Raw genomic sequence first — 23,717 nt, 5'->3', positions numbered from 1 at the left:
CCTGCCGGCCCGATCGCCGGCCATCGAAACGTCTGGCTTTTCGCTGGCCTCCAGCCTCCCGGCTAGGTCAGCGTGTTCGCAAAGCCTGGCGTCTACCGGCGGCATTTATCGGGGTGCACCTCGATAACGCCGCCGGGACTTATTAGCGGCTCGCGGTTGCGAGCGATGCATCCGGCCGCTATGCCGGGCCGGGATTTCTTGACGAGAAGGCAGAGCTGATGAAAGTCGTTTCCACGTCCAAGTCGCATGGCGGCGTGCAAGGTGTTTATTCACACGCTTCCGAAGCCTGCGCCTGCGACATGACCTTTGCCGTCTTCGTGCCGCCGCAGGCCAAGGATGGGCCACTGCCGGTGCTCTGGTATCTGTCGGGCCTCACCTGCACTCATGCCAATGTCATGGACAAGGGCGAATACCGGCGTCTGGCGGCCGAGCTCGGCCTGATCGTGGTCTGCCCCGACACAAGCCCACGCGGCGAGGGTGTGGCCGACGAAAAGGATAATTGGCAGTTCGGCTCGGGCGCCGGCTTCTATCTCGACGCGACGCAGCAGCCCTTCGCCAGGAACTACCGGATGCACTCCTATATCGTCGACGAGCTGCCGGCCCTGATCGCCAGCCAGTTCCCCGCCGATATGGAGCGCCAGTCGATTTTTGGCCACTCCATGGGCGGGCATGGCGCGCTGACCATCGCGCTGAAGAACTCCGAGCACTTCAGAAGTTGCTCGGCGTTCGCACCGATCGTTCAGCCGATGACGGCAGACTGGTCGCGGCCGGCTCTGGAAAAATATCTCGGCAAGGACGAGAAATCCTGGCGCGCCTACGATACAACAGCGCTGATCGAAGACGGGCACCGCTTCGGCGAATTCCTGGTCGATCAGGGCACCGCCGATGGCTTCCTCAAGGACGGCCTGCGGCCATGGCTTCTCGAAGACGCCTGCAAGAAGTCCGGCATCGCGCTCACCTTGCGCATGCAGGAAGGCTACGATCACTCCTATCATTTCATCTCGACCTTCATGGACGACCATTTGAAGTGGCACGCCGCGCGCCTGGCCAAGTAGGAGCACGCCAGGGGGCACTCACTCCGTGAGGATCGGGTTCGGGTCCGGCAAGGCAATCCCATAGGCGGTGTCGGCCGCGCCTTCGGCTATGTCGCTGGCGCAGGATCCGCAGGGCAAGAGCCTGAGCACGCTGATGCTGACGCGGCGGCGCGGAAATCGGCCGCGAACTCGATCGTTACGCGCTCAAACGGGTATGGCTGCGTGTATAGCAAAACCGAGCCAAGGTTCTCGGGCGCCGGAGCCCATTAGTTTCTGAAATTATTCTAGAAATTGGTAGCGGGAGAGGGACTTGAACCCCCGACCCCAGGATTATGATTCCCGTGCTCTAACCAACTGAGCTACCCCGCCAGGGCGGCGACAGGCCCGAAATCCGCCTTAAATCGAAAGGCATTTCGAGGCGTTCGCCAAGGTCGCGCGGATATAAGGTTGGGAGGGCGAGCCTGTCAAGCTTCGATGCATTCGATATCAGGGCTATTCTCGATGGGGAAAAAGCTTTGCCGCACGAACAGCTGGTTGGTGCCGCCGGGGTTGAGTTCGACGGGGCACGTCGCTATGTCTCGGCCACGAGTTTTTAGAGTTTGAAACAGATGAAGCCGCGCATTGCAGTCCTCGGTTGCGGATACTGGGGCTCCAACCACATCCGCACCCTCAAGGCGCTCGGCGCATTGCACGCGGTTTCCGACACCAATCGGGCTCGCGCCGAAGGTTTCGCCAGCGAACAGGACTGCCTGGCGATCGAGCCGGACCAACTGTTCGTCCGCGATGACATCGACGCCATCATCATGGCCTTGCCGCCGCAGTTCCATGCCGATCTTGCCGTGCGCGCCGTCGAGAACGGCAAGGACGTGCTGGTGGAAAAGCCGATCGCGCTGACGGTGGCCGATGCCGAGCGCTCGGTGCAGGCGGCCAAGGACAATAGCCGCGTGTTCATGGTCGGCCATGTCCTGCGTTTCCATCCCGCCTTCGAGACGTTGAAAGGGCTGATCGACAAGGGCGAGCTCGGCGAGGTCCGCTACATCCATTCGCACCGGCTGGGGCTCGGCAAGTTCCATACCGAGAACGATGCGCTATGGGACCTGGCGCCGCACGATCTGTCGATGATCTTGGCCATCACCGGCACCGAGCCGATCGAGGTGCGCGGCGAGGGAGCGGCACTCCTCGACAATCTCAGCGATTTCGCGCATCTGCACATGCGCTTTCCCAACGGACTGCGCAGCCATCTTTTCACATCGCGGCTCAACCCTTATCGCGAGCGGCGGCTGACCGTGGTCGGAACCAAGGCGATGGCGGTGTTCGACGATGTCGAGCCATGGGAGCGCAAGCTTGCGGTCTACCGCCACGCCGTGTGGCAGGACAGCGGCCAGTGGGCATTCACCACCAATGAGCCGTCCTATGTCGCGGTTGCCCAGGGCATGCCGCTGACGCGCGAACTGGAGCACTTCATCCACTGCATCGAAACGCGCGCCGAACCACGCACCAGCGGCGAGGAAGCGATCAGGGTGCTGCGCATCCTGACGGCCGGCACCGTCACCCACACCAAATCCACGGCCTGAAGGAAGGCTACGTCGTACTGGTACGTCGCACTCCTGGTACGATGGCCAGGGGAGAGCTACTCGGCGGGAACTTGCGCCGGCTTCGCGGCCAGCCGGCTCAGCATCGCTTCGGCTTCGGCGCCGCGCTCGGAGCGCACGATGAAGCCGCCGCCGAAGACACGGGCCTCGTTGCCGTCGTCGGAATAGAGCACGCAGGCCTGTCCAGGCGCGATGCCGGATTCACCGTCGGCCAGTTCGACCGAGGCCACACCTGCCTCGTGACGCAGCACGGCCGGCCGTGGCGGCCTGGTCGAGCGCACCTTGGCGAACAGCTCGATGCCGCCGGCGGGCACATCGGCGAGGCCTCCGTCTCCCAGCCAGTTCATGTTGCGCAGATAGATCTTGTGCGTCTCCAACGCCTCGCGCGGGCCGACCACGACACGGGCGCGCTCGGCGTCGAGATGGACGACATAGAGCGGCTCGCCGGACGCGATGCCGATGCCACGGCGCTGGCCGATCGTGTAGCGCAGAATGCCCTCGTGGCGACCGAGCACACGGCCGTCGATATGAACGATGTCGCCTGGGTTGGCGGCAGTCGGCTTCAGCTTGGCGATGATGTCGGAATATTTGCCTTGCGGCACGAAGCAGATGTCCTGGCTGTCCTGCTTGGCGGCCACCGTCAGCCCCATCTCCTCGGCGATGGCGCGAACCTGGGGCTTCGACAGGCCGCCGAGCGGAAAGCGCAGGTAGTCGATCTGCGCCTGCGTGGTGGCGAACAGGAAGTAGCTCTGGTCGCGGTCGGCATCGACCGGCCGGTAAAGCGCCCGGTGAGCGCCATTGGCGCCGGAGCGGATGTAGTGGCCGGTGGCCAGCGCGTCGGCGCCGAGATCCTTGGCCGTGGCCAGGAGATCGGCGAACTTGACCGTCTGGTTGCAGGAAACGCAAGGAATGGGGGTTTCGCCGGCGACGTAGCTCTCGGCGAACGGATCGATAACCGCCTTGCGGAACCGCTCCTCGTAATCGAGCACATAATGGGGAATACCCAGCGTCTCGGAAACGCGACGGGCATCGTCGATGTCCTGGCCGGCGCAGCATGAGCCGGCCCGATGCGTTGCCGCACCATGATCATAGAGCTGCAAGGTGACGCCGACGACATCGTAGCCCTCGCGCTTCAACAAGCCGGCGACCACTGATGAATCGACGCCGCCCGACATGGCGACGACGACGCGGGTCTCTTCGGGACGTGTGGGAAGGTCGAGACTGTTCATGGTGCTTTCATTTCGCGGCAGCTCAATGCCAATGTCGAGAATATAGGTCAAGCTTTCATGCGGCGCCAGCTTGCAGGAAGACCCCGGGGTGGCGGACGCTGCGAACGGGCACATTTCTCCCGGCTCAAACGGCGCTTCCGGCCGTATATTTCAAATGCCCGCTAAAAGACTAACGCGGCGTTCACGATCCTTACCTAGTCATTAGGGTCTGCTTAGGCAATTTTTAAAGCTGTGGCGGTAACGTGGCGGGGATTGGGTCTTTGAGTTTTTTGTAGAGAGTACGATGACCGATCTGGTTAGACCTAGAGTCAAATATGTTATCGGGCCTGACGGCAGCCCTCTCACGATTGCCGATCTGCCGCCGACGAACACGCGTCGCTGGGTTATCCGGCGCAAGGCGGAGGTTGTTGCAGCAGTGCGCGGCGGGCTTTTGAGCCTTGAAGAGGCATGCCAGCGCTACAAGCTGACCACGGAGGAATTCCTGTCCTGGCAAGCGTCGATCGACGAATATGGCCTTGCCGGGCTGCGCACCACGCGTATCCAGCAGTACCGGCACTAGGCCGGTCTCACCACAAGCAAAGGGCGCGGCATGCCGCGCCCTTTGCTTTCAGTGTCGCCGCTCAGACCGTCAGCGCTACCTTGCCGATCGGCTTGGTTGCGAGAAAGGCGTGGACGGCTCCCGCCTGGTCGAGCGGAAAAGTCCTGGCCACATGGACGGCAGGCTTTTGCGCGTCGATCAAGCCGGCGAGCCCTCGCGGTCCGGCACCACCGACATGCGCTCGACCCTGATATCGCGCGAACTGGCGTCGGCGCGCGCGGCGTCGTTGACGTTGAGCAGTGACGCCAGCACGCCGCCGGCCTGCGGCGTGGGATCGGGCAATTCAGCGGTGACAAGAACGTCGGGTCCGCCAACTGAATTTTGGGGTAATGGCACCCATTAAATCTCTCCTGCTTGGAGAGTAACGGTCTATTGGCCAGCAAATGGCTCGGTCTGGTGGTCTGCGCGCTGCGCAAAGGCCGGCTGCACAATGGCGCGCTTGCCACGCGTCGAATATGAACTGACCGAACTCGCCCACGACCTGGCCTGATATTAGGGATGCCCGGGCGAGGGCCAGCGCCAAAAAGGAGGATTGGGCGGCGTAGGTCTTGCGTGCCAGCAGCGCTTCCGCGGCGGCTTGCTGTTGCCGGTTCGAGCTGTCGCCTGACAGGGCGCGCGCTTGTGCGCCAAATAGCGCCGATGTCGGCCGACTCAGCCGATCATGGCGCTGCGGCCGCCAGTTTCGGTCTCGCGAACCTTGGTATCGCGCGATTCCAGCATCTCAGCCTTGGAAAGCTCCGCTTCAGCTTCGCCGAGTAATGATTCGGCGGCGCTTCGCTGCTGGGCGAGGTCGCCTTGTGAGTTCCTGAGATTGTCGCGGCGCAGGCGCGCCGCCTTGGCGAAGGTCGGATAGGCGAAATGATTGATATCTGTGATGCCGGCTTTCTTTTCCTCGGCGGTGATCTGAAGCTCCAATTCGACGGCCATGCGCTCGAACTCGGCGATCATCATGTCGAGCTGCAGCAGCTGGCGCCGCTTCTCATTCACCTGAAATTGCTTCAGCCGAACGAGGTTTTCACGTGACTTCATGATTCGGTACTCCCGGAAACGCACACCCGCACATATCGTCCAAACCACCTGGAAAGGTCCAAGCGCTGCCCGTATCCACCGGCTTTCCCCGCACTATGGGAAACAAAACCCTAAAGTTTTTTGCCGACGGTAACCATTCGTTTACGGGCATTGTTAATCATACGGGTCAGGGCTTAAGGCCGGGTAAAAATTCCGGCCGCCGAAGCGAAGCCGCGTCGATGAGTCCCTGGAGTCACTTAGTCCGGGTTATTAATGTGCTGCATTAGGAATTTTGGTCTGTGATTCGTTATTAGATTCAAGAGGGTGTAGAAAGGGGTTAAAAAATCTGATACCGTATTGGACGGGAAATTAGGTTTTGTTAACCATTCGATGGCAGCCTCTGCACAAGGCAACCACTGCTCCGGGACAGGACGGGTCGTGAAATGGTCCGGCGGCAGAAAAGGGGAATGAAATGCGTGTTCTGCTGATAGAAGATGACAGTGCAACCGCACAAAGCATCGAGCTGATGCTGAAATCGGAAAGTTTCAACGTCTATACGACAGACCTCGGCGAAGAGGGTGTCGATCTGGGCAAGCTCTACGACTACGACATCATCCTTCTCGATCTCAACCTGCCGGACATGTCCGGCTACGAGGTCTTGAGAACGCTTCGCCTCTCCAAGGTAAAGACGCCCATCCTCATCCTCTCCGGCATGGCCGGCATCGAGGACAAGGTACGCGGCCTCGGCTTCGGCGCCGACGACTACATGACCAAGCCGTTCCACAAGGACGAGCTGGTGGCGCGCATCCACGCCATCGTGCGCCGCTCGAAGGGACACGCCCAGTCGGTCATCACCACCGGTGACCTGGTGGTCAACCTCGACGCCAAGACCGTCGAAGTCGGCGGCCAGCGCGTGCACCTCACCGGCAAGGAATACCAGATGCTGGAGCTGCTCTCGCTGCGCAAGGGCACCACGCTCACCAAGGAAATGTTCCTCAACCACCTCTATGGCGGCATGGACGAGCCGGAATTGAAGATCATCGACGTCTTCATCTGCAAGCTGCGCAAGAAGCTCGACGCCGCGTCCGGGGGCCAGAACTACATTGAGACTGTCTGGGGCCGCGGCTATGTGCTGCGCGAACCGGAAGATATCCGCGTCAGCGCCTGAGCGCAGTCGGCAACGCACTTCTAAAAAACCCGGCTTGGCCGGGTTTTTTTGCATTGTGGAGCAATTATTTGTTTTTGTGCGACACGACAGACCACCGCGCGGTTTGCCTGGAACAGCTTCCGTTCAGGCAGCGATTTTCAAGGCGCGAAAACGTTCGAGCAGTTGCGGGCGATTGAAGGGCTTCAACAGATAGCCCTGGGCGCCGGCGCGCTTGGCTCGCATGATCGACGCGATATCGAGTTCGACCAGCGAGATCAGGATCTGCGGCCGGATCGGGCTTTCCATGGCGCGCACGCGCCGGATGAGGTCGACCGCCTGCATATCCGGCAAGGCGCCGTCGATGACGATGATGTCGGGCATGTCGGCGGCGCACATCTCCAGTGCGTCAAGCCCGCTGGCCGCCTCGATGACCATCATGTCGGAACCGCCCAGGATGCGTTTTGCAACCTTCCTGATGACGCTTGAATCGTCGACGAACATGCAGCGTTTCATTTCCGCGTCCTCTTTGCCCTTGGGCGATCCGGTCGTGCGGGGCATCTACGGCGCAGCCTAGACCGATCTGGTAAAGAAGCCGAAAAGCCGTTAGGTAAAATTTTTCCAAAGAAACCGTTCGGCGGGTTTTTCCTTGCGGATGCTTCGGTGTCGACGAGCGGGCAAAGATCATCGCGCCGCGATTGTGGCGTCAATGAAATATTTCAGACTGAAATACTTCGTTTGGTCGCGCTGCCGGCGCCGACTTTCAGGCCACTGAAAGAACGATTTCTTCAGGCGTCGCGTGGATCGAAATCGTCATGTTGGCCTCGCGGGCCAACAGCAGCGTGTAATAAGGTTGCACCGAATGCGCGTCGATCGGCTCTTCCGGCTTGTGGCCGGAATGCAGTTCGAGGAATTTCGGCGGCACACGCAGCATCGGCCCGCTTGCCGAAAGCGAAAAACGCGGCTCGGTTTCGAGATTCTCGAGCGTCACGACCAGCTTGCCGCCGCGCGGAATGGCGGCGTTGGCGACCAGCAGCAGGTTGAGCAGCAGCTTGACCTTGTTCTTGGGCAGCAGCGCACGGGTTCCATTCCAGACCAATTCCGGCTTTTCGTTCTTGAGGAAGGCGATGGCGACGGCCTCGGCATCTCCGGTGTCGATCATCATGCCCGCCGAGCCGGCCGCGCCAAAGGCGATGCGGGCGAACTGCAAACGCGCCGAAGCGTTTTTTGCACTCTGACGGATGAGCCGCATGGCGTCTTCGTCGGCGCCGCCCTCGTCGAGCAGTTCAAGCCCGTTGTTGATCGCGCCGACCGGCGAGATGATGTCGTGGCAGACGCGGCTGCATAAAAGTGCCGCCAGGTCGGGAGCGGTAAGGGTGAACAGATCGGCCATCGGCGAAATCCCTGCAAAATCTTCCATTTGACGGCCGAGCGATCGATCTTCGCGCCTGCCCACACGAATCACGCTTCAACCCAAGGCTTTCTGAATACACAGCGCCCGTGCGTGCAGCAACAAATCCAAAATTGCCGTCATGGCATATGGCGCGTTCACGCAGGCTGCGTGTCCCCTCGAGCGGCCAAGAGCCTTCGAACCGCCATCTTCATGTGGGAGTTTAATGGTTGAAAAAGGATTACGGCATAGTTTGCCCCTAACAGTCATCCTTAACGGCCGCCTAAAGAGCCGTACGGATGCGAGGCGTCGGCGAAAGTGCTTCATGACGGAGATTGGAAGCATGTTTTCCCGAATCTATGACCGGAGTTTTCTCCGTGTCCTCTCAATGGCGATCGCGCTCATAGGCGTTCTCGTCTTCTCGACATCGCCCCTGCGGGCGCAGGAGTACACCGCTCAGGAGATTGTCGATTCCGGCCACAAGTTCTTCGGCGCGACGTCGGGCGGGTTGGCCACCGTCGTGGAGAAGATTTTCGCCTCCTACGGTCTGCCCAATGGCTACCTGCTTGGGGAGGAGGGATCCGGTGCGCTGATCGGCGGCCTGACCTATGGCGAAGGCACGCTCTACACCAAGAATGCCGGCGATCACAAAGTGTTCTGGCAAGGCCCGTCGCTGGGCTGGGATTTCGGCGGCGAGGGGTCACGCGTGATGATGCTGGTCTACAATCTCGACGATGTCGGCAACCTCTACAATCGCTATGGCGGCGTCGCCGGTTCGGCCTATGTGGTGGCGGGCGTCGGCTTTAACGTGCTGAAGAACAACAATGTGCTGCTGGTGCCGATCCGTACCGGCGTCGGCGCCCGGCTCGGCGTCAATCTGGGCTACCTGAAACTGACCGAGCGGGCGACCTGGAATCCGTTCTGATCCGGCCGATATGAGCGAATCACGGACGGTTCGAACGGATTCCTCAACCGACGACCCGAATGGGCCGCGGCAAGCCCTTGCCGCGGTGCCGGATTTCCGCCATGCCAAGATGGCACGGTCCAGCCTTCCAAGTTGTCGTCGATAACGGGTAGTCCTTTGGTTCAGTCGGTCCTGTTCTTTGCCCTCGGCTTTCTCTGTGCCGGCTTTCTGGCGCTGATGGTGGCTCCCGCCGTCTGGCGGCGTGCCGTCGCACTGACCCGCAGGCGCATCGAGGCCTCTATTCCGCTGACGCAAGCCGAGATCCAGGCCGACAAGGACCGGATCCGGGCCGAATACGCCATGACGACGCGGCGCCTCGAAATCAACGTCAAGACGCTGCGCGAGAAGGCGGCCGAACAACTCGTCGAGATCAATCGCGGCCGCGAGGCGCTGAAGGCGCTGGCGGTCGAGCGCACGGACAAGGACCACGCGCTCGCCGAACTCGGCGCCAAGAACGAAGCGCTTCGACAGCGCGAAGAGGAACTGCATCAGCTTTCGGAGCGGCTCAAGGAAACCGAACGAAAGCTGGAAAGGCGGGCGCTCGATCTCGAGAAGCTGGAGCACATGTATGACGACGCCAGTTTTGCCTCCAGCAGCCGCCAGATCGAACTCGTGGCCCGCGAATCCGAATTGCAGAAGCTTGCCAGCGATATCGTGCTGCTGCGCGGCCAGCGCAAGGAAGCGGATCGGCGCAGCCAGGAGATCGTGGCCGAAAGCAAGGCCGCGCGCGATGCCCTGAAGGCCGAGAAGAAAAGGGCCGCTGAACTCGACAAGAAGGTCCAGCGGCTGCTCGCAACGCTCGCCGACCGTGAGGACAAGCTTGATCGGCGGGAAAAGGAATTGGCGCGGTTGCGGGAAAAATCGAAAACCGAGGACGGCGCACCGGCCCTGCGGCTGGTCGGCAAGCCAGATGAGCCGGCCCGGCACGAGGAGGCCGGCAAGCGCGACGATTTGGACCGGGCGATTGCCAAGCTTGACGGCGACCGCGAACGGCTGGAGGCCAGGCTGACGGCGCTGGCGCGCGAGAACAAGCGCCTCAAGGCGGATCTCGGCGCTGCGGCATCGTCGGGTTTGACGAACGGCAATGGTGCCGCGCTGCGCGAGCAGATGAATGAGCTGGCGGCGGAGGTGGTCCACCTGACGGCCAAGCTCGAAGGCCCCGATTCACCAATCGCCAAGGCGCTCGCCGCGCCGCAGGACAATCGCTCTGCCGGCAACGACCGCAGCCTCGCCGATCGCGTGCGCGCCTTGCAGAAAGCAGAAGCCAACTGACGCCGTGCAGGCTGACGCTTTCGCCGTGTCCTGGCTCACATGATCGTCAGCGCGAGAAATGATGCAGGGCAATGGCCGAGGCGGCAGCGACGTTCAAGCTGTCGAAGCCCTTCGACATGGTGATCCGCACGGTTTGCAGGCGGGCAAGCAGGCTTTCGGGCAGGCCTTCGCCCTCGGTGCCGAGATAGAGTGCCAGCCGCTCGCCGCGCCGTGCATCGCGTATGTCGATCCGGCCGCGCGGTGACAATGCGAACTGGTCATAGCCCCGGCGGTCGAGATCCGCGGTGAAGCCCCCGGTGTCGGTGAAGGACGCAAAAGGGATCTTGAGCGCGGCGCCGACCGAAACCCGGATCGCCTTGCGGTACAGCGGATCGCAGCATGTCCCGTCCATCAGCACCGCATCGGCGCCGAAAGCGGCGGCGTTGCGGAAGATCGAACCCATATTGTCATGGTTGGCGATGCCGACAGGCACGACGATCAGGGCTTGAGCGGGCAAGGCATCCAGCAATGACCCGGCGGGATGCGGCGTCTCCTTGCGGCCGATGGCCAGGATGCCGCGGTGCATGTGGAATCCGGCAATCGCGTCCATCACCCCGCTGGCGACGACGTAGACCGGCAGATCCGCTTGCACCTTGCGCAGCACCTCCTCCAGGCCGCCAAGCCGGTTTTCCAGGATCAGGATGGATTCGGCGGTGAAGCGGCTCGACGACAAAAGCAGGTCGAGCACCACTTTGCCTTCGGCGACGAAGCGGCCTTGCCGGCCCGCCAGATCGCGCTCGCGAATATCGAGATAGGCTGCGACGCGCGGATCGCGTGGATCGTCGATGCGAATTGGGTCCATGTCCCGCTCAACAATCGAAAGCGCGGTCCGTGCGCCGGGAAAGACACACCAACCACGCTCCGGAAATCGTCAGCGAGGTAAACGACCGCGGCAGCTTCCGGTCAAGTCCCGGCGCGGCGCAACCTCTGCGCCATTTGGGACAGATCCTCCTTGCCGCCGCCGAAAATGCCTTCCAGCATGGCGAGCAGTTCGCGCACGGCATCGGATTTGCAGGAATAGTAGATCATCTGGCGATCGCGGCGGGTGTCCACGAGGTCCAGCGCCCGCAACTTGGCCAAATGCTGCGAGAGGGCGGATTGGCTAAGCATCACCTTTTCGGCGATGGCGCCGACCGACATTTCGCCGTCGATCAGATAGCTCATGATCAACAGCCGTTTTTCGTTGCCCATCAGCATCAGAAATTCGGCAGCTGATTCGGCGTTGGCGATTAGCTTTGTCGAGACCATTGATGCCCCATGCTGTTTGCTCATCGAGGCGCCATGGGGGCAATGGCGCCTGAATCCATAAATTCACGTGTGAAGGTGCCGACGAGTCAGCACCACACCTAAAGCCTAGAACATTTCTTTCAAATCTCAAGCGTTGCTTTTGATCAAATGCAATTTAATCTCGCTTTGCGCCTAGGATGCCGCCTTGGCGGCCCTCGCCATTTCAACCAGAACGGGACGCAATTCCTGCGCAGTCGCCAGTGGTTGCGGAAAGAATACCCGGCAAACATCGTCCCCGGACACCAGATCCATGCCATCGGCGTCCAGCCCGGCGATGCTCCAGCCAGCACCTGGCGCCTTGGCAAAATGATGGGCGTAGTTGGCGATCGCGTCGAGATGGTCCGCATTGATGTGCTCGACGGCTGACTGTTCGCTCGCCGCGAGCTCTTCGACAATCGGCCCGGCGGTGACCAGATCGGCCCGGTCGAGCAGATAGGCCTTGCCGAAGCCGCCGTTGAGACTGGCGCGCTGCGGCTCGAGGCGAAAGATTGAGAAGTCGCCGAGCCCGGCATAGAGGCTCGCCTTGGGATTGCGGTTGAGATAGCGGCGCGCGGCGCGAGCTTGGGCCTGCGAGCCGCGCTCCAGCCGCGAGGCCTGGCAGGCCAGCGTCAGCCGCGGATGCGCCAGCGGATCGCCTTTGCCGGGCTCCCCGAGCAGAAGGGAACAGCGCGGATCGGCAAGCAGGGCCGACGTGTGCGCCGCGAGCATCGACACCAGGACGAGCGGTGCGCCGTCAATGTCGGTGGCGACGCCGACCCGGCTCGCCAGCGGCGCCCCGGTCCCCGGTTCCAGCACCGCCAGGGCGCCGAAACGGGCACTGCGCAGAAGCGTTTTCGCCAGGCGGATCGCCTCGGCGTCGGTCTCGCGGATGACACCCTTCTTTCGATCGTCCAAGGTTTCTCGCCCTGCCAAGTTGATTTCCTATTCCACTTGTCAGCCGATGATGCCGGACTTGGCAAGGGGAGGTGCCCGCGCAAACCGCTTCGCAGCTTGGGGCGACACGCCTTACTTCGGCGCCATGCGGATGGCGCCGTCGAGGCGGATGGTCTCGCCGTTCAGCATCTGGTTTTCGACGATGTGCAGGGCAAGCGCGGCATATTCGGATGGTTCGCCGAGGCGCGACGGGAAAGGCACGGCGGCGCCCAGCGAATCCTGCACCTCCTGCGGCATGCCGGCCATCATCGGCGTCTTGAAGATGCCGGGCGCGATGGTGCAGACCCGAATGCCGGAACGGGCGAGATCGCGCGCCACCGGCAGCGTCATGCCGACGACCCCGCCCTTCGAAGCCGAATAGGCCGCCTGGCCGATCTGGCCGTCATAGGCGGCGACCGAAGCGGTGTTGACGATGACGCCGCGCTCGCCGCCCCGCAGCGGCTCGAGTTTCGCGGCGCGGTCGGCGACCAGGCGGATCATGTTGAACGTGCCGATCAGATTGACCTCGATCACCCTGCGGTACTGGTCGAGCGGATGCGGTCCATCCTTGCCGATCGTCTTCACGCCGATGGCGATGCCGGCGCAATTGACCAGGATGCGCGGCTCGCCCAGCTTGGCGGCAGCCTCGGCCAGGGCGGCGACGGCACTGTCGGCACTCGCGACGTCGCACTGGACGGCGATGCCGCCGATCTCGGCCGCGACCTTGGCCGCGCGCTCGATGCCGACATCGAAGATGGCAACGTTGGCTCCCTTGGCGGCAAGCGCACGAGCGGTTGCCTCGCCAAGGCCGGAGCCGCCGCCGGTCACGATTGCTATCTGGCCGCTGGGATTCATGGCGTCATCCTTCCCGTGAGAATGGGCTTGCTATCAAACAGGGACGGATCAGGCCCGGATTGAAAGGCCGGGTCAAGCCATCGCCTAGACGTGCTCGGCGGCCCTGGCCTGGCTGGCGTGACCGACCTCGCCGGAAAGCCTGGCAACCGCGCCGGGCGTGATCTCGTGCGACAAAAGGCGGTCGAGGTCGACAGGCCTAGGCATCGAAATCTGACCACGGGGGATGCGCTTGAAGCCGAGCGGCCCGTAATAAGGTTCGTCGCCAACCAGGATGACGGCCGGCGCGCCAGCCTTGGCGGCCGCCTCCAGCGCGATCGCTACCAGCCGGCGGCCGATGCCGAGGTTCTTGAAGGCCGGCCGTACCGCGAGTGGCCCAAGCATCAGCGCCCGGCCGGCCCCCGCCGCTATGCGGGTCATGCGCACCGAGGCGACGACGAGGTCGCCGTCGACCGCGACAAAGGACAGGGCGCGCTCGTGGCCGCCGGCCTCGCGGATCTTGTAGGCGGCCAGCACGAAACGGCCGGGGCCGAAGGCCTCGTCGTTAATGGCTTCGATTTGAGGGTCATGCGCCGGAGTTTCCGGCAGGTATTTCACGTCGGCAAGGCTCATGGTCTTTGCGTTCCGGTAGAGGAGGAAAGGTTGCTGCAAACGGCAGCATTCGCCAGTCAGCGCTTCATCAAGCGCGGGCGCCCTTTCGTCGTCGGTCAAACCGGATCAAAGCAAAGTCGAACATGCGGAGTGTCCGCTAGCATCAATTTTGCGCCGCCGCAATCGACCCGTTCGCTGGCACTACCGATTGACGATCTGTTCAGCCCTGGATGCTTTCCGCCTTGCCGCATCGCGCCCTACATGACGGGAAACCCGAAAGGACAATTCATGGGATTGCTCGTCGACGGCAAATGGCAGGATCGCTGGTACGACACGAAGAACAGTGGCGGCAAGTTCGTGCGGGCGCAGTCGCAATGGCGCGACTGGATCACGCACGACGGCAAACCCGCCGAAGGCCGCAGCCGCGGCTTCAAGGCGGAGCCCGGCCGCTATCACCTTTACATCTCACTCGCCTGTCCCTGGGCGCACCGGACGCTGATTTTTCGCACGCTGAAGAGGCTGGAAGGCATCATCTCCGTCTCGGTGGTTCACCATTTCATGGGCGCGGACGGTTGGACGTTTCTCGCCGAGGACGGCGCCACCGGCGACACGCTCTATGGTCTCGACTTCCTGCACCAGATCTACACCAAGGCCGATCCTGCCTATTCAGGCCGGGTGACGGTGCCGGTGCTGTGGGACAAGAAGGAACAGACGATCGTCTCCAACGAATCCTCCGAGATCATCCGGATGCTCAATTCGGCCTTCGACGAATGGGGCGACGCCAGCTTCGACTTCTACCCCGAGGCCTTGCGCGGCGAGATCGACGCGATCAACGGGCTGGTCTATCCCGCCGTCAACAATGGCGTCTATCGAGCCGGTTTCGCCACCACGCAAGCGGCCTATGAGGAGGCGTTCGGCGCGCTGTTTTCGGCGCTCGATACCCTGGAACATCGCCTTTCCAGGCAGCGCTACCTGGTGGGTGATCGCATCACGGAGGCCGACTGGCGGCTGTTCACCACCCTGGTGCGCTTTGACCCGGTCTATGTCGGACACTTCAAGTGCAACCTGCGCCGCATCGCCGATTACCCGAACCTGTCGAACTATCTGCGCGACCTCTATAGCGTGCCTGGCGTCGCCGGGACCGTGAACCTGCGCCACATCAAGGCGCATTATTACGGCAGCCACGAGACCATCAACCCGACCCGGATCGTGCCGGTCGGGCCGACGCTCGACTATGGCGCCGCATGATCGGGCGCGGTTCGGAAGGGCTGCTGCCTGACTACCAATAGGGCGATGCTGGCACGTTGGCGAAAATTTCGGCGATCCGCCGCAGCGTTGCCGGCGTCGTGCCCTCCGGCAGGCGATCGAGCGGGAAAAAGCCGGCCTCGGCGATTTCATGGTCTGGCAGTTTCGGTGCGGTGCGGCTGAAGTGCTCGACGAGGTAGAAGCCGACATGGTCGCGCCGGCTGGCACGGCGGTTGAAATGCATCGATTTGAGAATCGGCGCGTCCGTGATCTGGATGTTGCCTTCCTCGTAAAGTTCGCGCGCCAGCGCTTCGGCCATCGTCTCGCCGACCTCGACGCCGCCGCCGGGAAGCTGCCAACCGGGCACATAGGTATGGCGGATGAGGAAGACGGAATTGGTGGCGGCATCGTGGATCAGGCCGCGCACACCGAGCGTCATCGGCCGCCGCAGCACGAAATAGAGATGGAACAGCCGGGCCCTCAAACCCGCCCAGCCGGTCTGGCGGAACGGAGCCTCCTCGTCGCTCGCCATCAGTAGCGAAACCGTGGGTGGAAAGGGGCGCGCACGTCGCCTATGAAGGAGGGATGTTCAGGCTCGCGCATATTTCCGATGTCCATCTGGGGCCGCTGCCCGATGTATCCTATCGCGATCTCGCCTCCAAGCGCGTGCTCGGTTATGTCAACTGGCAGCGCAACCGCCGCCGCCACATGCACGACGCCGTCATCGACGCCATCGTCGCCGATATCAAGGCGCAAAATCCGGACCATCTCGCCGTCACCGGCGACCTCGTCAACCTGGCCCTCGACGGTGAGATCGAGATGGCCAAACACTGGCTGGAGACGTTGGGGCCACCGCATGACGTTTCGGTGGTGCCGGGAAACCATGATGCCTATGTGCCCGGCGCCTTCGACAAGGTCTGCCGGTCGTGGGCGGCGTGGATGAGCGGAGACGGTGTCAACACGCCGGTCGACCGCAATGCCTTCCCCTATCTGCGCGTGCGCGGCAATGTCGCGCTGATCGGGGTTTCGACGGCGCGCGCCACGGCGCCCTTCATGGCCAATGGTTTTTTCATGGAGGGGCAGGCGGCTCGGCTCGGCAAGATACTCGAGAGCACGGCGAAGCAAGGGCTGTTCCGTGCGATCATGATCCATCATCCGCCCCTGCGGGGCGCTGTCTCCCAGCACAAGCGGCTGTTCGGCATCGCCCGCTTCCACAAAATCGTCCGCCGCCATGGCGCGGAGCTTGTGCTGCACGGCCATTCGCATCTGCCGTCGCTGTTCCAGATTGGGCTTCGCGGTGCAAAGATCCCGGTCGTCGGGGTCGCCGCCGCCGGCCAGGCGCCGGGCGGCAATCACCCGGCAGCACAGTACAATCTGTTCGACATCGACGGCGAAAAGGGTAACTGGCGTATCCACCTGACGCGGCGCGGTCTGACCGGACCCTCAATACCGCCTTCCGATCTGCAGAGCCTCGAACTCGGGGTCGAGCCCGGCGAGGCTATGGCCGCCAGTTGAGAACCATGGCCGAGATGCGGTCCCACAGCAGCGCGGCCGACACCGCCAGACCAACCAGCGCGCCGGCGGCGACCAGCCCAAGCCCGGACAGGAAGGCTGACCAGCCCTTGCCTTGCGTCGATGCTCGCAGCGGTGGCTCGGCTTCCGCGACCTCGGCGCGTTTCATGCCGGCGACCGCCGGCTCGACGCCACCTTCCATCATCCTCTGGCGCTCGACGATGCGCTCGGCCACATAACGCGTCACGGAATCGGCGACCAGCTTCATCTCGGTCGACTCGGCAAGCACGACCCGGCCAATGCGTGTATCCTTGAGGAAGCGGTAGGTGCGACGGTCGCGTCCCATCGCGACATGGCTGACGGCGTCGATCCACAGGCGCGGCTGCAGCCCCGAGGAGACGACAAAGTCGAAATTGTCCATGTCGGCTGGAACGTCGGCGAAGATGGGCGCGAGGTCCGCGGCCAACAGGTCCAGGCGCATGCGGTGCGCCTCACGCATGTCGACGACGACATCGTCGCGGTCAGCGAAGGCATTCTTCACATCACGGATGGCATCGGACAGTTTCTTTGACGGATCGATCTTCTCGCCTGCGTCCTTCATCGGCGTGGCCTCGCGGGTTTGGTTAACAGGCAGTTAACACAGCCGAAGGCAAAATGCACTCGCGAGATCAAGACGGCAAGGCGCCCGCTCGGTGCGCGCGGGACGTCTCAGCCGGTCGCAGCGAGTTTCGGGCGCAAGGGCCTGGCGCGGCAGTTCATGTTGCGCTGGATGATCGTCGCGACCAGATCGGGCGCCTCCTCGATCAGCATATGGCCAGCCTCCAGCACGTGGTGCACGTGAAATCGCGCGGGCAGACCATCCATTTGGGTAACGGGTAGCATCGGGTCATTGCTCCCCCATACCACCATCACCGGCATGGTCAGTGTGTCCAACCGGTCGTGCGGGATGACGCCCTGCCGGTCGTCGCTGGTCATGGCGGCAGCAATCTCGATGAGTTTCTCCACCTGGCCGGGTCGCTCGCGCATGTCGCGAAGGGTATCCACGGTGCGGTCGACGGCGCGCGTCAGCGGTCCCGACATCGCGCTTAGGCACGCCCGGATGTCGGAGGGATCCCATGAGGCGGCAAAGCGGCGCAACAGCGGGCCGTTGATCTCGGGGCCGAAGCCGCCCGGCGCCAGAAGTGTCAGCGAGGCCACCCTCTCGGGTTCGGCCAGTGCCATCAGCGTCGCCACCGCGCCGCCCATCGAGTGGCCCACCAGATGAACGCGCTTCACCGATCGCGCGGCGAGATCGGTCAGGACGGCCCTTGCCGCCACCTTGGCCGGGCCGGCGCCGGGGAAATCGAGCGACAGCCCGTGCCCCGGCAAGTCATAAGCGAGTGTGCGCACCGCAGGCGACAGCGACGGGATCACTTCGTGCCAGACACCGTGGCAGCCGCCAAAACCATGCAGCAGGGCGATGGCCTTCGAGCCAGCACCCTGTTCGGTGGCGTGAAGCGATGCGATCATTGAAATGTGAAAGCTTATTACGGGACGGGAAGATTACGGGACGGGAAGATGGGAATGCGGCTGGATTGCTCCTTGTCCAGCACGATGGCCAGTAAAATTTTCGCGACGACTGGCGTTTGCGCTCTCTCGACCTTGCGAAGTCGCCTGACAAAGCCGACAAATCCGTCGTATCGGGGGTTTGCCACCTGCTTTCGGCGGCCAACAATTCGGTTGGTCCAAACAACCGTTGGTGGGACGTCAGCTCGCGTTGCCGAGGCCCGCCGCGCGCAGAGCCCCAACCAGCCGCTCGGTCAGATCGGGCGGATATTTCCGGTCGATGAAGGTCGCGCGCGGATCGGCGGTGAATTTCGGAAATTTGGCGGTTAGCTCGTCGAGCAGCTTGCGCGCCAGATTGTCCTGGCCGGCGATCTTGGCACCGATCAGCCGGGCTGCAAGATAGTGCGATTTGGTTGCGGTTGTTCTCAAAGAGGAACTGGCGATGGCGGCCTTGTTCGTGTCGCCAAGCATGAGTTCGCCGGCGAAAAGTCCGAAATCCCACCATGTCGGATGACCGCTGGAGGCGTCCACCGCCTGGGCCAGGATCGGCGTCCCCTCGGCATACCTGCCAGCGAAAATCAACCCATAGCCGTAAGCTGCGGCCATGGCGAGATCGTAGGGATTGAGGTCATAGGCCTTGCGCATCCAGCGCAGCGCCTCGTCAGCGTTGCCAAGACGCGAATTGATGTAGCCGTAGGAGCGATGCGCATAAGGACTGGTCGGTCCCATCTGCACGGCGCGATGGGCAAATGTCATCGCCTTCTCGATCGTGGCATCCGGCGGATAGGCGTAGTGGTCGTTCACGGCCTCCAGGTGCAGCGAAGCGAGTTCCGAGTAGACCAGCGGTGACTTGGCGCCGCGTTCGGCGAGGGTTTCGAGGCAGCGATAGGCGGCCTCGTGGGTCCGGGCGTTCTGGTCGAGATAATATTTGTCGTTGAGCGTCAGGCATTGCGTGAGGACGGTCTGAATGCCGCTCTGTTCGATATAGCTGTAGATCGTGCCGGAAGCGGGAAGAGCGGACGTCAAAATGCCGGCTATACGGTTCTCGACGGCGGTCGGTGCGCTGTCGGCGGCGGTCAGGTTGCGCGACAAAAGCACCCGTCCGGTCGCCACGCTCTGCAGTTCAATCGTGATTTCGCCCGTATCCGGCCCAGGCAGAATATCGAAGATGAAGCTTGTGGCATTGGTGGCCGGATCGGTCGTGGCGACCGCGTCGCGACCGATGAAGTCGATCGTATCGAAACCGCTCAGGCCGGCGCGCAGCGATGCGGCGACACGGCTGGCATCCGTGCCACTGGCCTTGACGGCGATGTAGACGAGCGGCAAGGCCTCGCTGGCGGGAGACGGCTCGATGCTGCCGGTGAGGCCTGCGGTCTCGAGCGTGGCCGCAAGGTCGCCGCCTGCCAGCAGCGCACCGCTGCCCTGACGCAGGATCAGAACACCAAGCATGGCGATGACGACGGCGATCGCCATCCAGAAGAATCTGAGGTGACGTGCCACCGACGGCGCCGGCGCAACCATCGGTGCCAGTAAGGCAGGGGCCGCAATGGCACTCTCGGCAGTGCCGCGTTGCGCCGATGGAGCCGCCGCCGCTCCCGTCTGGATGGCGAGTTCGGCCGTCTCAGGCAAGCGGATCGCATTGAGCTCGTAGGCCGGGACATAGCCGCCGCGCGGAATGGCTATGCGGACAGGCTCGGCAACACCTTCATTGGCGAAATATTGCTGCAGCAAGTCGCGCAGCCGGCCGGCCTGAACCCGCACCACCGCATCGGTCGAAGGATCGAAATCGCCGTCCTTGCCGAAGACATCCATGGCGATGGAAAAGCCCTTGAGCCTGTCGGCTTCGCCTGCCTGTTCGCGCTCGACAAGATAACGCAACAGCTTGCGTGCCCGTTCGGATCTTCCGAACGTTTCGCTGGCAAGCAGTCGCTCCAATGTTTCGCGCACTGCGGGGGCGGCAGGCGTGGCATGCTGCAAGTGTCGATCCTCTCGAAGTCGGCACAGGTTAAGGCACGGATCATATAATGCCCGCACCGCCATACAAGTACACACCCATTATGCGATCGCGTACCCCACCGGATATTTTCCCGGTGGTTAATGAGCCGCGCGCGACAGGATGGCCAGGATGCCGGAGCAATCCAGGCCCGAAGGATGGCGGCGCGAGAGCCAATCCCGGCTCTCGCGCCGACGGTAAACTATCGCGCGTTGCGGCCGACGATACGATTGGCCGCTGACGTTACCGCTTCCAGTGAGGCAGCGACGATGTTGGTGTTGATGCCGGCGCCGAACAGCTTGCCGCCGGGATATTCCATCTCGACGTAGGAGATAGCCGACGCATTCGAGCCGCGCTGCATCGAATGCTCGGAATAATCGAGCACCGACATCTCGACGCCGACATGGCGTGACAGCGCATCGACGAAGCCGTCGATCGGGCCGGTGCCGGTGCCTGATATCGTCACTTCCTTGCCATTGTCGAGGATGACCGCCTCGACCACGCGCCGGCCCTTCACCTCGGTGGCCGGGTAAGTGTGATGATCGAGGAATTTCAGGCGGGCGCCAGGCTGGTCGACATAGGTTTCGAGGAAGCGGTCATGAATACGCTTGGCCGGCACTTCCTTGCCTTCGGCGTCGGTGATCGCCTGGATAGCCTGACTGAATTCGATCTGCAGGTTGCGCGGCAAATTGAGGCCGTAATCGGCCTGCAGCACATAGGCAATGCCGCCCTTGCCCGACTGCGAGTTGATGCGGATGATGGCCTCATAGCTGCGGCCGACATCGGCCGGATCGATTGGCAGGTATGGCACTTCCCAGTGCGGTGTGTTGGCCTTCTTCAAGGCCTTCATGCCCTTGTTGATGGCGTCCTGGTGCGAGCCGGAAAAAGCAGTGTAGACGAGTTCGCCGACATAGGGGTGGCGCTCGGGAATCTTCAGCTGGTTCGAATATTCGTAGACATCCTTCATCCGGTTGATGTCGGAGCAGTCGATGCCCGGATCGACGCCTTGCGTGTACATGTTGAGCGCCAAGGTGACGATGTCGACATTGCCGGTGCGCTCGCCATTGCCGAACAGCGTGCCCTCGACGCGGTCGGCGCCAGCCATCAAGCCGAGTTCGGTGGTGGCGATGCCGGTGCCACGATCATTGTGCGGATGCAGCGAGATGATCAGGTTTTCGCGGTTGTCGAGATTGCGGCACATCCACTCGATGCGGTCGGCATAGATGTTGGGCGTCGACATCTCGACCGTCGACGGCAGGTTGATGATCAGCTTGTTGTCGGGTGTCGGCCTGACGATCTCGGTGACGGCGTTGCAGATCTCCAGCGCGACCTCGAGTTCGGTGCCGGTGAAGCTCTCCGGCGAATATTCGAAGCGATAGCCGCCGCCGGCCCTGGCAGCCATGTCGGTGATCATCTTGGCCGCGTCGGTCGCGATACGCTTGATGCCGACGACATCTTTCTCGAAGACGACGCGACGCTGCAACTCGCTGGTCGAGTTGTAGAAATGCACGATCGGGTTGGTGGCGCCCTTCAGCGCCTCGAAGGTGCGGCTGATCAGTTCAGGCCGGCACTGCACCAGCACCTGCAACGACACATCGGCCGGCACGTTGCCTTGCTCGATGCACCAGCGCGCGAAGTCGAAATCGGTCTGCGAAGCCGAGGGGAAGCCGATCTCGATTTCCTTGAAGCCCATGTCGAGCAGCAGGCCGAACATGCGCGCCTTGCGCTCGTGGCCCATCGGATCGATCAGCGCCTGGTTGCCGTCGCGCAGGTCGACCGAGCACCAGATCGGCGCCTTGTCGATCACCTTCGAGGGCCAGGTCCGGTCGGTGAGGCCGACGGTCGGGTAGGGTTGATATTTGCGGGCTGCGTCCGGCATGCCCCGGCCAACTTGCTTGCCGGTCGCGGCCTCGCTGGCGCGGATGTCTTCTCGTGCGTTCATCGTTGTTTCTCCCGGCGGCTGGCGGGTCCACCTTTCAGGCGGATGTGGAGCCAAGCGGCGCCTTTACCAGAATTTCGTTCGCTTGATATGATTTGCCAAGGAGCATGCGCTTGCGCGGCGGTTCGACCGCCGGGCGCTCCTTCAGCGAACCCGGCGATCGCCGATAAGGCCGAGAAGAAGCAGGGTCGAGGCAAGCGCGCGCACGGTCTCGCCGGCAAAGCCGGTCTGACGGGAAGCGGTGGTGGGGCGCGTGTTCATGGCCGCTCTCATACAGGAGCGGCCTGTTGGAGGCAAGCGGGCCGGCCCCCGTCGAATTTTATCTTAACGCGGATGCTCTTCCCCGCGCGCCGCAAATGCGCCAGACTTGGCTTCCGGCGGGGTGCCGTCGGCAGGGGGCGTTCATGAATTTCGTGTTCTTCTCGCCGCATTTTCCCGCCAATGGCGCCGATTTCTGCGACCGGCTGAAGAAGGCCGGCGCGACCGTGCTCGGTATTGGCGATGCGCCCTATGATGCGCTCGACGGCAAGCTGAAGCAGGCGTTTTCGGAATACTACCGCGTCGCCGACATGGAGGATTACGAGCCGGTGTTCCGGGCGATAGGCCATTTCATCCACAAATGGGGCCGCATCGACCGGTTCGAATCGCTCAACGAGCACTGGCTGGAGCTGGAAGCCAACATCCGCACCGACTTCAACATCTACGGCACCAAGCTCGATTTCGTGAAGAATCTGAAGCGCAAGAGCCGCATGCGCGCCTTCTTCCGCAAGAGCGGTGTCGAGACGATCGCCCAGCGCAAATGCTCCGACCGGGCCGGCGCCATGACCTTTATCCGCCGCGTCGGCTACCCCGTGGTGGTGAAGCCGGATTCGGGCTCCGGCGCTTCGAACACGTTCAAGATCTCCAATGCGAAAGAGCTCGACCAGTTCTTCCGGGACAAGCCGGAGGACGTGACCTTCGTCATGGAGCAGTTCATCGAAGGGCTGGTGGTGACCTATGACGGATTGATCAACCGCGACGGCGAGGTGGTGCTGGCGGCCAGCCATCGCTACGACCAGAGCGTCATGGACGTGGTCAACAAGGACCGCCACATGAGCTACACCTGCTTTCCCCGGATCAGGCCCGCCGTAGAGGAGGCCGGCCGCAAGATCCTGAAAGCATTCGACGTGCGCGAACGCTTTTTCCATATCGAATTGTTCGAAACCAGGGACGACCGCATCATCGCGCTGGAGGTCAACATGCGGCCGCCCGGCGCCTGGATGACGGACGCGATCAACTACACGTTCGACATCGATGTCTACGCGGCATGGGCGGACATGGTGGTCAAGGATGCTGCCGGCGGCCCTTATGAGGGCAAGTATTTCACCGCCTATGCCAGCCGCAAGCGCCACCTCGACTATTTGCACAGCCATGCGGACGTGCTAGCCGCCCACCGCGACAAGATCGTCCATCATCAGCCGATAGAAGAGGTTTTCAGCCGGGCCATGGGAAATTACGCCTACCAGATGCGCTCGAAGGATCAGGCTGATCTGCGCGAGGCGGTGGCCTATATCCACGCCGAAAAGGCTTGA

At 62.6% G+C, this 23,717-nt stretch carries 23 protein-coding genes, 1 tRNA gene and 1 pseudogene; 9 read left to right on the top strand and 16 right to left on the bottom strand.

Translation table 11 applies throughout. The features are described 5' to 3' along the window. The first annotated feature begins 218 nt into the window (after positions 1–218). Complete coding sequence (fghA, locus tag FJ936_RS05665; protein WP_140790945.1) at positions 219–1,055, top strand: S-formylglutathione hydrolase; 837 nt, start codon at positions 219–221, stop codon at positions 1,053–1,055. A 271-nt stretch (positions 1,056–1,326) separates the two neighbouring features. Here the strand turns inward: fghA and FJ936_RS05660 are convergent. Continuing rightward, a tRNA-Met gene (locus FJ936_RS05660) sits at positions 1,327–1,403 on the bottom strand. Between the two features lie 239 nt (positions 1,404–1,642). Here FJ936_RS05660 and FJ936_RS05655 point away from each other — a divergent pair. After that, positions 1,643–2,608: a Gfo/Idh/MocA family oxidoreductase gene (locus FJ936_RS05655; RefSeq protein ID WP_015315992.1), complete on the top strand. Its 966-nt coding sequence runs from the start codon at positions 1,643–1,645 to the stop codon at positions 2,606–2,608. Positions 2,609–2,664: 56 nt separating this feature from the next. Here FJ936_RS05655 and mnmA read toward each other — a convergent pair whose 3' ends face one another. Continuing rightward, complete coding sequence (mnmA, locus tag FJ936_RS05650) at positions 2,665–3,855, bottom strand: tRNA 2-thiouridine(34) synthase MnmA (protein ID WP_041163680.1); 1,191 nt, start codon at positions 3,853–3,855, stop codon at positions 2,665–2,667. Positions 3,856–4,138: 283 nt separating this feature from the next. On the opposite strand from mnmA, the gene FJ936_RS05645 reads away from it, so the two are divergent. Beyond that, complete coding sequence (locus tag FJ936_RS05645) at positions 4,139–4,414, top strand: DUF1153 domain-containing protein (protein ID WP_006203587.1); 276 nt, start codon at positions 4,139–4,141, stop codon at positions 4,412–4,414. 177 nt (positions 4,415–4,591) lie between these two features. On the opposite strand, the gene FJ936_RS30825 is transcribed toward FJ936_RS05645, so the two are convergent. Both FJ936_RS30825 and FJ936_RS05630 read right to left on the bottom strand, forming a co-directional pair. After that, positions 4,592–4,789, bottom strand: a complete 198-nt coding sequence (locus tag FJ936_RS30825) for a hypothetical protein (protein ID WP_246671857.1) — start codon at positions 4,787–4,789, stop codon at positions 4,592–4,594. Between the two features lie 315 nt (positions 4,790–5,104). Beyond that, positions 5,105–5,482, bottom strand: a complete 378-nt coding sequence (locus FJ936_RS05630) for a flagellar export protein FliJ (RefSeq protein ID WP_140617636.1) — start codon at positions 5,480–5,482, stop codon at positions 5,105–5,107. 451 nt (positions 5,483–5,933) lie between these two features. Here FJ936_RS05630 and ctrA point away from each other — a divergent pair, with 451 nt between their 5' ends. Continuing rightward, positions 5,934–6,629 (top strand): cell cycle two-component system response regulator CtrA, encoded by a 696-nt coding sequence (gene ctrA, locus FJ936_RS05625; protein WP_006203583.1) that lies wholly within the window; start codon positions 5,934–5,936, stop codon positions 6,627–6,629. A gap of 123 nt (positions 6,630–6,752) precedes the next feature. On the opposite strand, the gene FJ936_RS05620 is transcribed toward ctrA, so the two are convergent. After that, entirely contained in the window at positions 6,753–7,121 is a 369-nt protein-coding gene (locus FJ936_RS05620) for a response regulator (protein WP_015315995.1), read from the bottom strand. A gap of 247 nt (positions 7,122–7,368) precedes the next feature. Next, positions 7,369–7,998: a histidine phosphotransferase family protein gene (locus FJ936_RS05615; RefSeq protein WP_015315996.1), complete on the bottom strand. Its 630-nt coding sequence runs from the start codon at positions 7,996–7,998 to the stop codon at positions 7,369–7,371. Between the two features lie 385 nt (positions 7,999–8,383). On the opposite strand from FJ936_RS05615, the gene FJ936_RS05610 reads away from it, so the two are divergent. After that, positions 8,384–8,920, top strand: a complete 537-nt coding sequence (locus FJ936_RS05610; protein WP_224583420.1) for an EipA family protein — start codon at positions 8,384–8,386, stop codon at positions 8,918–8,920. A gap of 156 nt (positions 8,921–9,076) precedes the next feature. Continuing rightward, positions 9,077–10,231, top strand: a complete 1,155-nt coding sequence (locus tag FJ936_RS05605; protein ID WP_141906214.1) for a hypothetical protein — start codon at positions 9,077–9,079, stop codon at positions 10,229–10,231. Positions 10,232–10,277: 46 nt separating this feature from the next. On the opposite strand, the gene FJ936_RS05600 is transcribed toward FJ936_RS05605, so the two are convergent. From FJ936_RS05600 to FJ936_RS05580, 5 genes are all read right to left on the bottom strand, one after another. Then, the gene (locus FJ936_RS05600; RefSeq protein WP_140790942.1) at positions 10,278–11,072 is read right to left on the bottom strand and encodes an RNA methyltransferase; all 795 of its coding nucleotides are present in this window, start codon (positions 11,070–11,072) and stop codon (positions 10,278–10,280) included. Between the two features lie 101 nt (positions 11,073–11,173). Then, positions 11,174–11,518 carry a metalloregulator ArsR/SmtB family transcription factor gene (locus FJ936_RS05595; RefSeq protein ID WP_015316000.1) on the bottom strand — a complete coding sequence of 115 codons (345 nt, stop codon included), beginning with the start codon at positions 11,516–11,518 and terminating at the stop codon, positions 11,174–11,176. 171 nt (positions 11,519–11,689) lie between these two features. Then, positions 11,690–12,451, bottom strand: coding sequence for a HugZ family protein (locus tag FJ936_RS05590; protein WP_140790940.1), 762 nt, complete (start codon positions 12,449–12,451; stop codon positions 11,690–11,692). 111 nt (positions 12,452–12,562) lie between these two features. Further along, entirely contained in the window at positions 12,563–13,324 is a 762-nt protein-coding gene (locus FJ936_RS05585; RefSeq protein ID WP_015316002.1) for a 3-hydroxyacyl-CoA dehydrogenase, read from the bottom strand. Positions 13,325–13,408: 84 nt separating this feature from the next. Then, positions 13,409–13,933 carry an N-acetyltransferase gene (locus tag FJ936_RS05580; RefSeq protein WP_015316003.1) on the bottom strand — a complete coding sequence of 175 codons (525 nt, stop codon included), beginning with the start codon at positions 13,931–13,933 and terminating at the stop codon, positions 13,409–13,411. A gap of 267 nt (positions 13,934–14,200) precedes the next feature. Here FJ936_RS05580 and FJ936_RS05575 point away from each other — a divergent pair. Next, a pseudogene (locus tag FJ936_RS05575) lies at positions 14,201–15,191 on the top strand (glutathione S-transferase family protein). Here FJ936_RS05575 and FJ936_RS05570 read toward each other — a convergent pair. Next, complete coding sequence (locus FJ936_RS05570) at positions 15,192–15,689, bottom strand: NUDIX domain-containing protein (RefSeq protein WP_015316005.1); 498 nt, start codon at positions 15,687–15,689, stop codon at positions 15,192–15,194. A gap of 53 nt (positions 15,690–15,742) precedes the next feature. On the opposite strand from FJ936_RS05570, the gene FJ936_RS05565 reads away from it, so the two are divergent. Beyond that, positions 15,743–16,672 (top strand): metallophosphoesterase, encoded by a 930-nt coding sequence (locus FJ936_RS05565; protein ID WP_140713562.1) that lies wholly within the window; start codon positions 15,743–15,745, stop codon positions 16,670–16,672. On the opposite strand, the gene FJ936_RS05560 is transcribed toward FJ936_RS05565, so the two are convergent. The 4 genes from FJ936_RS05560 to leuA form a co-directional block, all read right to left on the bottom strand. Beyond that, positions 16,656–17,270: a hypothetical protein gene (locus FJ936_RS05560; RefSeq protein WP_015316007.1), complete on the bottom strand. Its 615-nt coding sequence runs from the start codon at positions 17,268–17,270 to the stop codon at positions 16,656–16,658. The two genes, FJ936_RS05565 and FJ936_RS05560, sit on opposite strands and share 17 nt — an antisense overlap. A gap of 107 nt (positions 17,271–17,377) precedes the next feature. Next, a complete protein-coding gene (locus tag FJ936_RS05555; RefSeq protein ID WP_140790936.1) occupies positions 17,378–18,178 on the bottom strand; it encodes an alpha/beta fold hydrolase in 801 nt (266 codons plus the stop codon). A gap of 237 nt (positions 18,179–18,415) precedes the next feature. After that, positions 18,416–20,191, bottom strand: a complete 1,776-nt coding sequence (locus FJ936_RS05550) for a hypothetical protein (RefSeq protein WP_140617646.1) — start codon at positions 20,189–20,191, stop codon at positions 18,416–18,418. A 218-nt stretch (positions 20,192–20,409) separates the two neighbouring features. Then, positions 20,410–22,149: a 2-isopropylmalate synthase gene (gene leuA / locus FJ936_RS05545; protein WP_140790934.1), complete on the bottom strand. Its 1,740-nt coding sequence runs from the start codon at positions 22,147–22,149 to the stop codon at positions 20,410–20,412. 401 nt (positions 22,150–22,550) lie between these two features. Between leuA and FJ936_RS05535 the strand changes: the two genes are divergently transcribed. Beyond that, positions 22,551–23,717 (top strand): ATP-grasp domain-containing protein, encoded by a 1,167-nt coding sequence (locus tag FJ936_RS05535; RefSeq protein ID WP_141906213.1) that lies wholly within the window; start codon positions 22,551–22,553, stop codon positions 23,715–23,717.

The organism is Mesorhizobium sp. B2-4-13, from assembly GCF_006658535.1.
GTDB classification, from domain to species: domain Bacteria; phylum Pseudomonadota; class Alphaproteobacteria; order Rhizobiales; family Rhizobiaceae; genus Mesorhizobium; species Mesorhizobium australicum.
Note: the sequence above shows the minus strand (reverse complement) of the source record. Positions and strands in the feature narration are given on the sequence as shown.

Bases quoted from the DNA above. Each gene is read 5' to 3' on its own strand.
- FJ936_RS05595 (WP_015316000.1), bottom strand. From the start codon at position 11,518: ATGGTCTCGACAAAGCTAATCGCCAACGCCGAATCAGCTGCCGAATTT.
- leuA (WP_140790934.1), bottom strand. From the start codon at position 22,149: ATGAACGCACGAGAAGACATCCGCGCCAGCGAGGCCGCGACCGGCAAG.
- mnmA (WP_041163680.1), bottom strand. From the start codon at position 3,855: ATGAACAGTCTCGACCTTCCCACACGTCCCGAAGAGACCCGCGTCGTC.
- FJ936_RS05610 (WP_224583420.1), top strand. From the start codon at position 8,384: ATGGCGATCGCGCTCATAGGCGTTCTCGTCTTCTCGACATCGCCCCTG.
- FJ936_RS05655 (WP_015315992.1), top strand. From the start codon at position 1,643: ATGAAGCCGCGCATTGCAGTCCTCGGTTGCGGATACTGGGGCTCCAAC.
- FJ936_RS05600 (WP_140790942.1), bottom strand. From the start codon at position 11,072: ATGGACCCAATTCGCATCGACGATCCACGCGATCCGCGCGTCGCAGCC.
- ctrA (WP_006203583.1), top strand. From the start codon at position 5,934: ATGCGTGTTCTGCTGATAGAAGATGACAGTGCAACCGCACAAAGCATC.
- FJ936_RS05535 (WP_141906213.1), top strand. From the start codon at position 22,551: ATGAATTTCGTGTTCTTCTCGCCGCATTTTCCCGCCAATGGCGCCGAT.
- FJ936_RS05565 (WP_140713562.1), top strand. From the start codon at position 15,743: ATGTTCAGGCTCGCGCATATTTCCGATGTCCATCTGGGGCCGCTGCCC.
- FJ936_RS05630 (WP_140617636.1), bottom strand. From the start codon at position 5,482: ATGAAGTCACGTGAAAACCTCGTTCGGCTGAAGCAATTTCAGGTGAAT.
- FJ936_RS05555 (WP_140790936.1), bottom strand. From the start codon at position 18,178: ATGATCGCATCGCTTCACGCCACCGAACAGGGTGCTGGCTCGAAGGCC.
- FJ936_RS05615 (WP_015315996.1), bottom strand. From the start codon at position 7,998: ATGGCCGATCTGTTCACCCTTACCGCTCCCGACCTGGCGGCACTTTTA.
- FJ936_RS05620 (WP_015315995.1), bottom strand. From the start codon at position 7,121: ATGAAACGCTGCATGTTCGTCGACGATTCAAGCGTCATCAGGAAGGTT.
- FJ936_RS05585 (WP_015316002.1), bottom strand. From the start codon at position 13,324: ATGAATCCCAGCGGCCAGATAGCAATCGTGACCGGCGGCGGCTCCGGC.
- FJ936_RS05645 (WP_006203587.1), top strand. From the start codon at position 4,139: ATGACCGATCTGGTTAGACCTAGAGTCAAATATGTTATCGGGCCTGAC.
- fghA (WP_140790945.1), top strand. From the start codon at position 219: ATGAAAGTCGTTTCCACGTCCAAGTCGCATGGCGGCGTGCAAGGTGTT.
- FJ936_RS05560 (WP_015316007.1), bottom strand. From the start codon at position 17,270: ATGAAGGACGCAGGCGAGAAGATCGATCCGTCAAAGAAACTGTCCGAT.
- FJ936_RS05570 (WP_015316005.1), bottom strand. From the start codon at position 15,689: ATGGCGAGCGACGAGGAGGCTCCGTTCCGCCAGACCGGCTGGGCGGGT.
- FJ936_RS05580 (WP_015316003.1), bottom strand. From the start codon at position 13,933: ATGAGCCTTGCCGACGTGAAATACCTGCCGGAAACTCCGGCGCATGAC.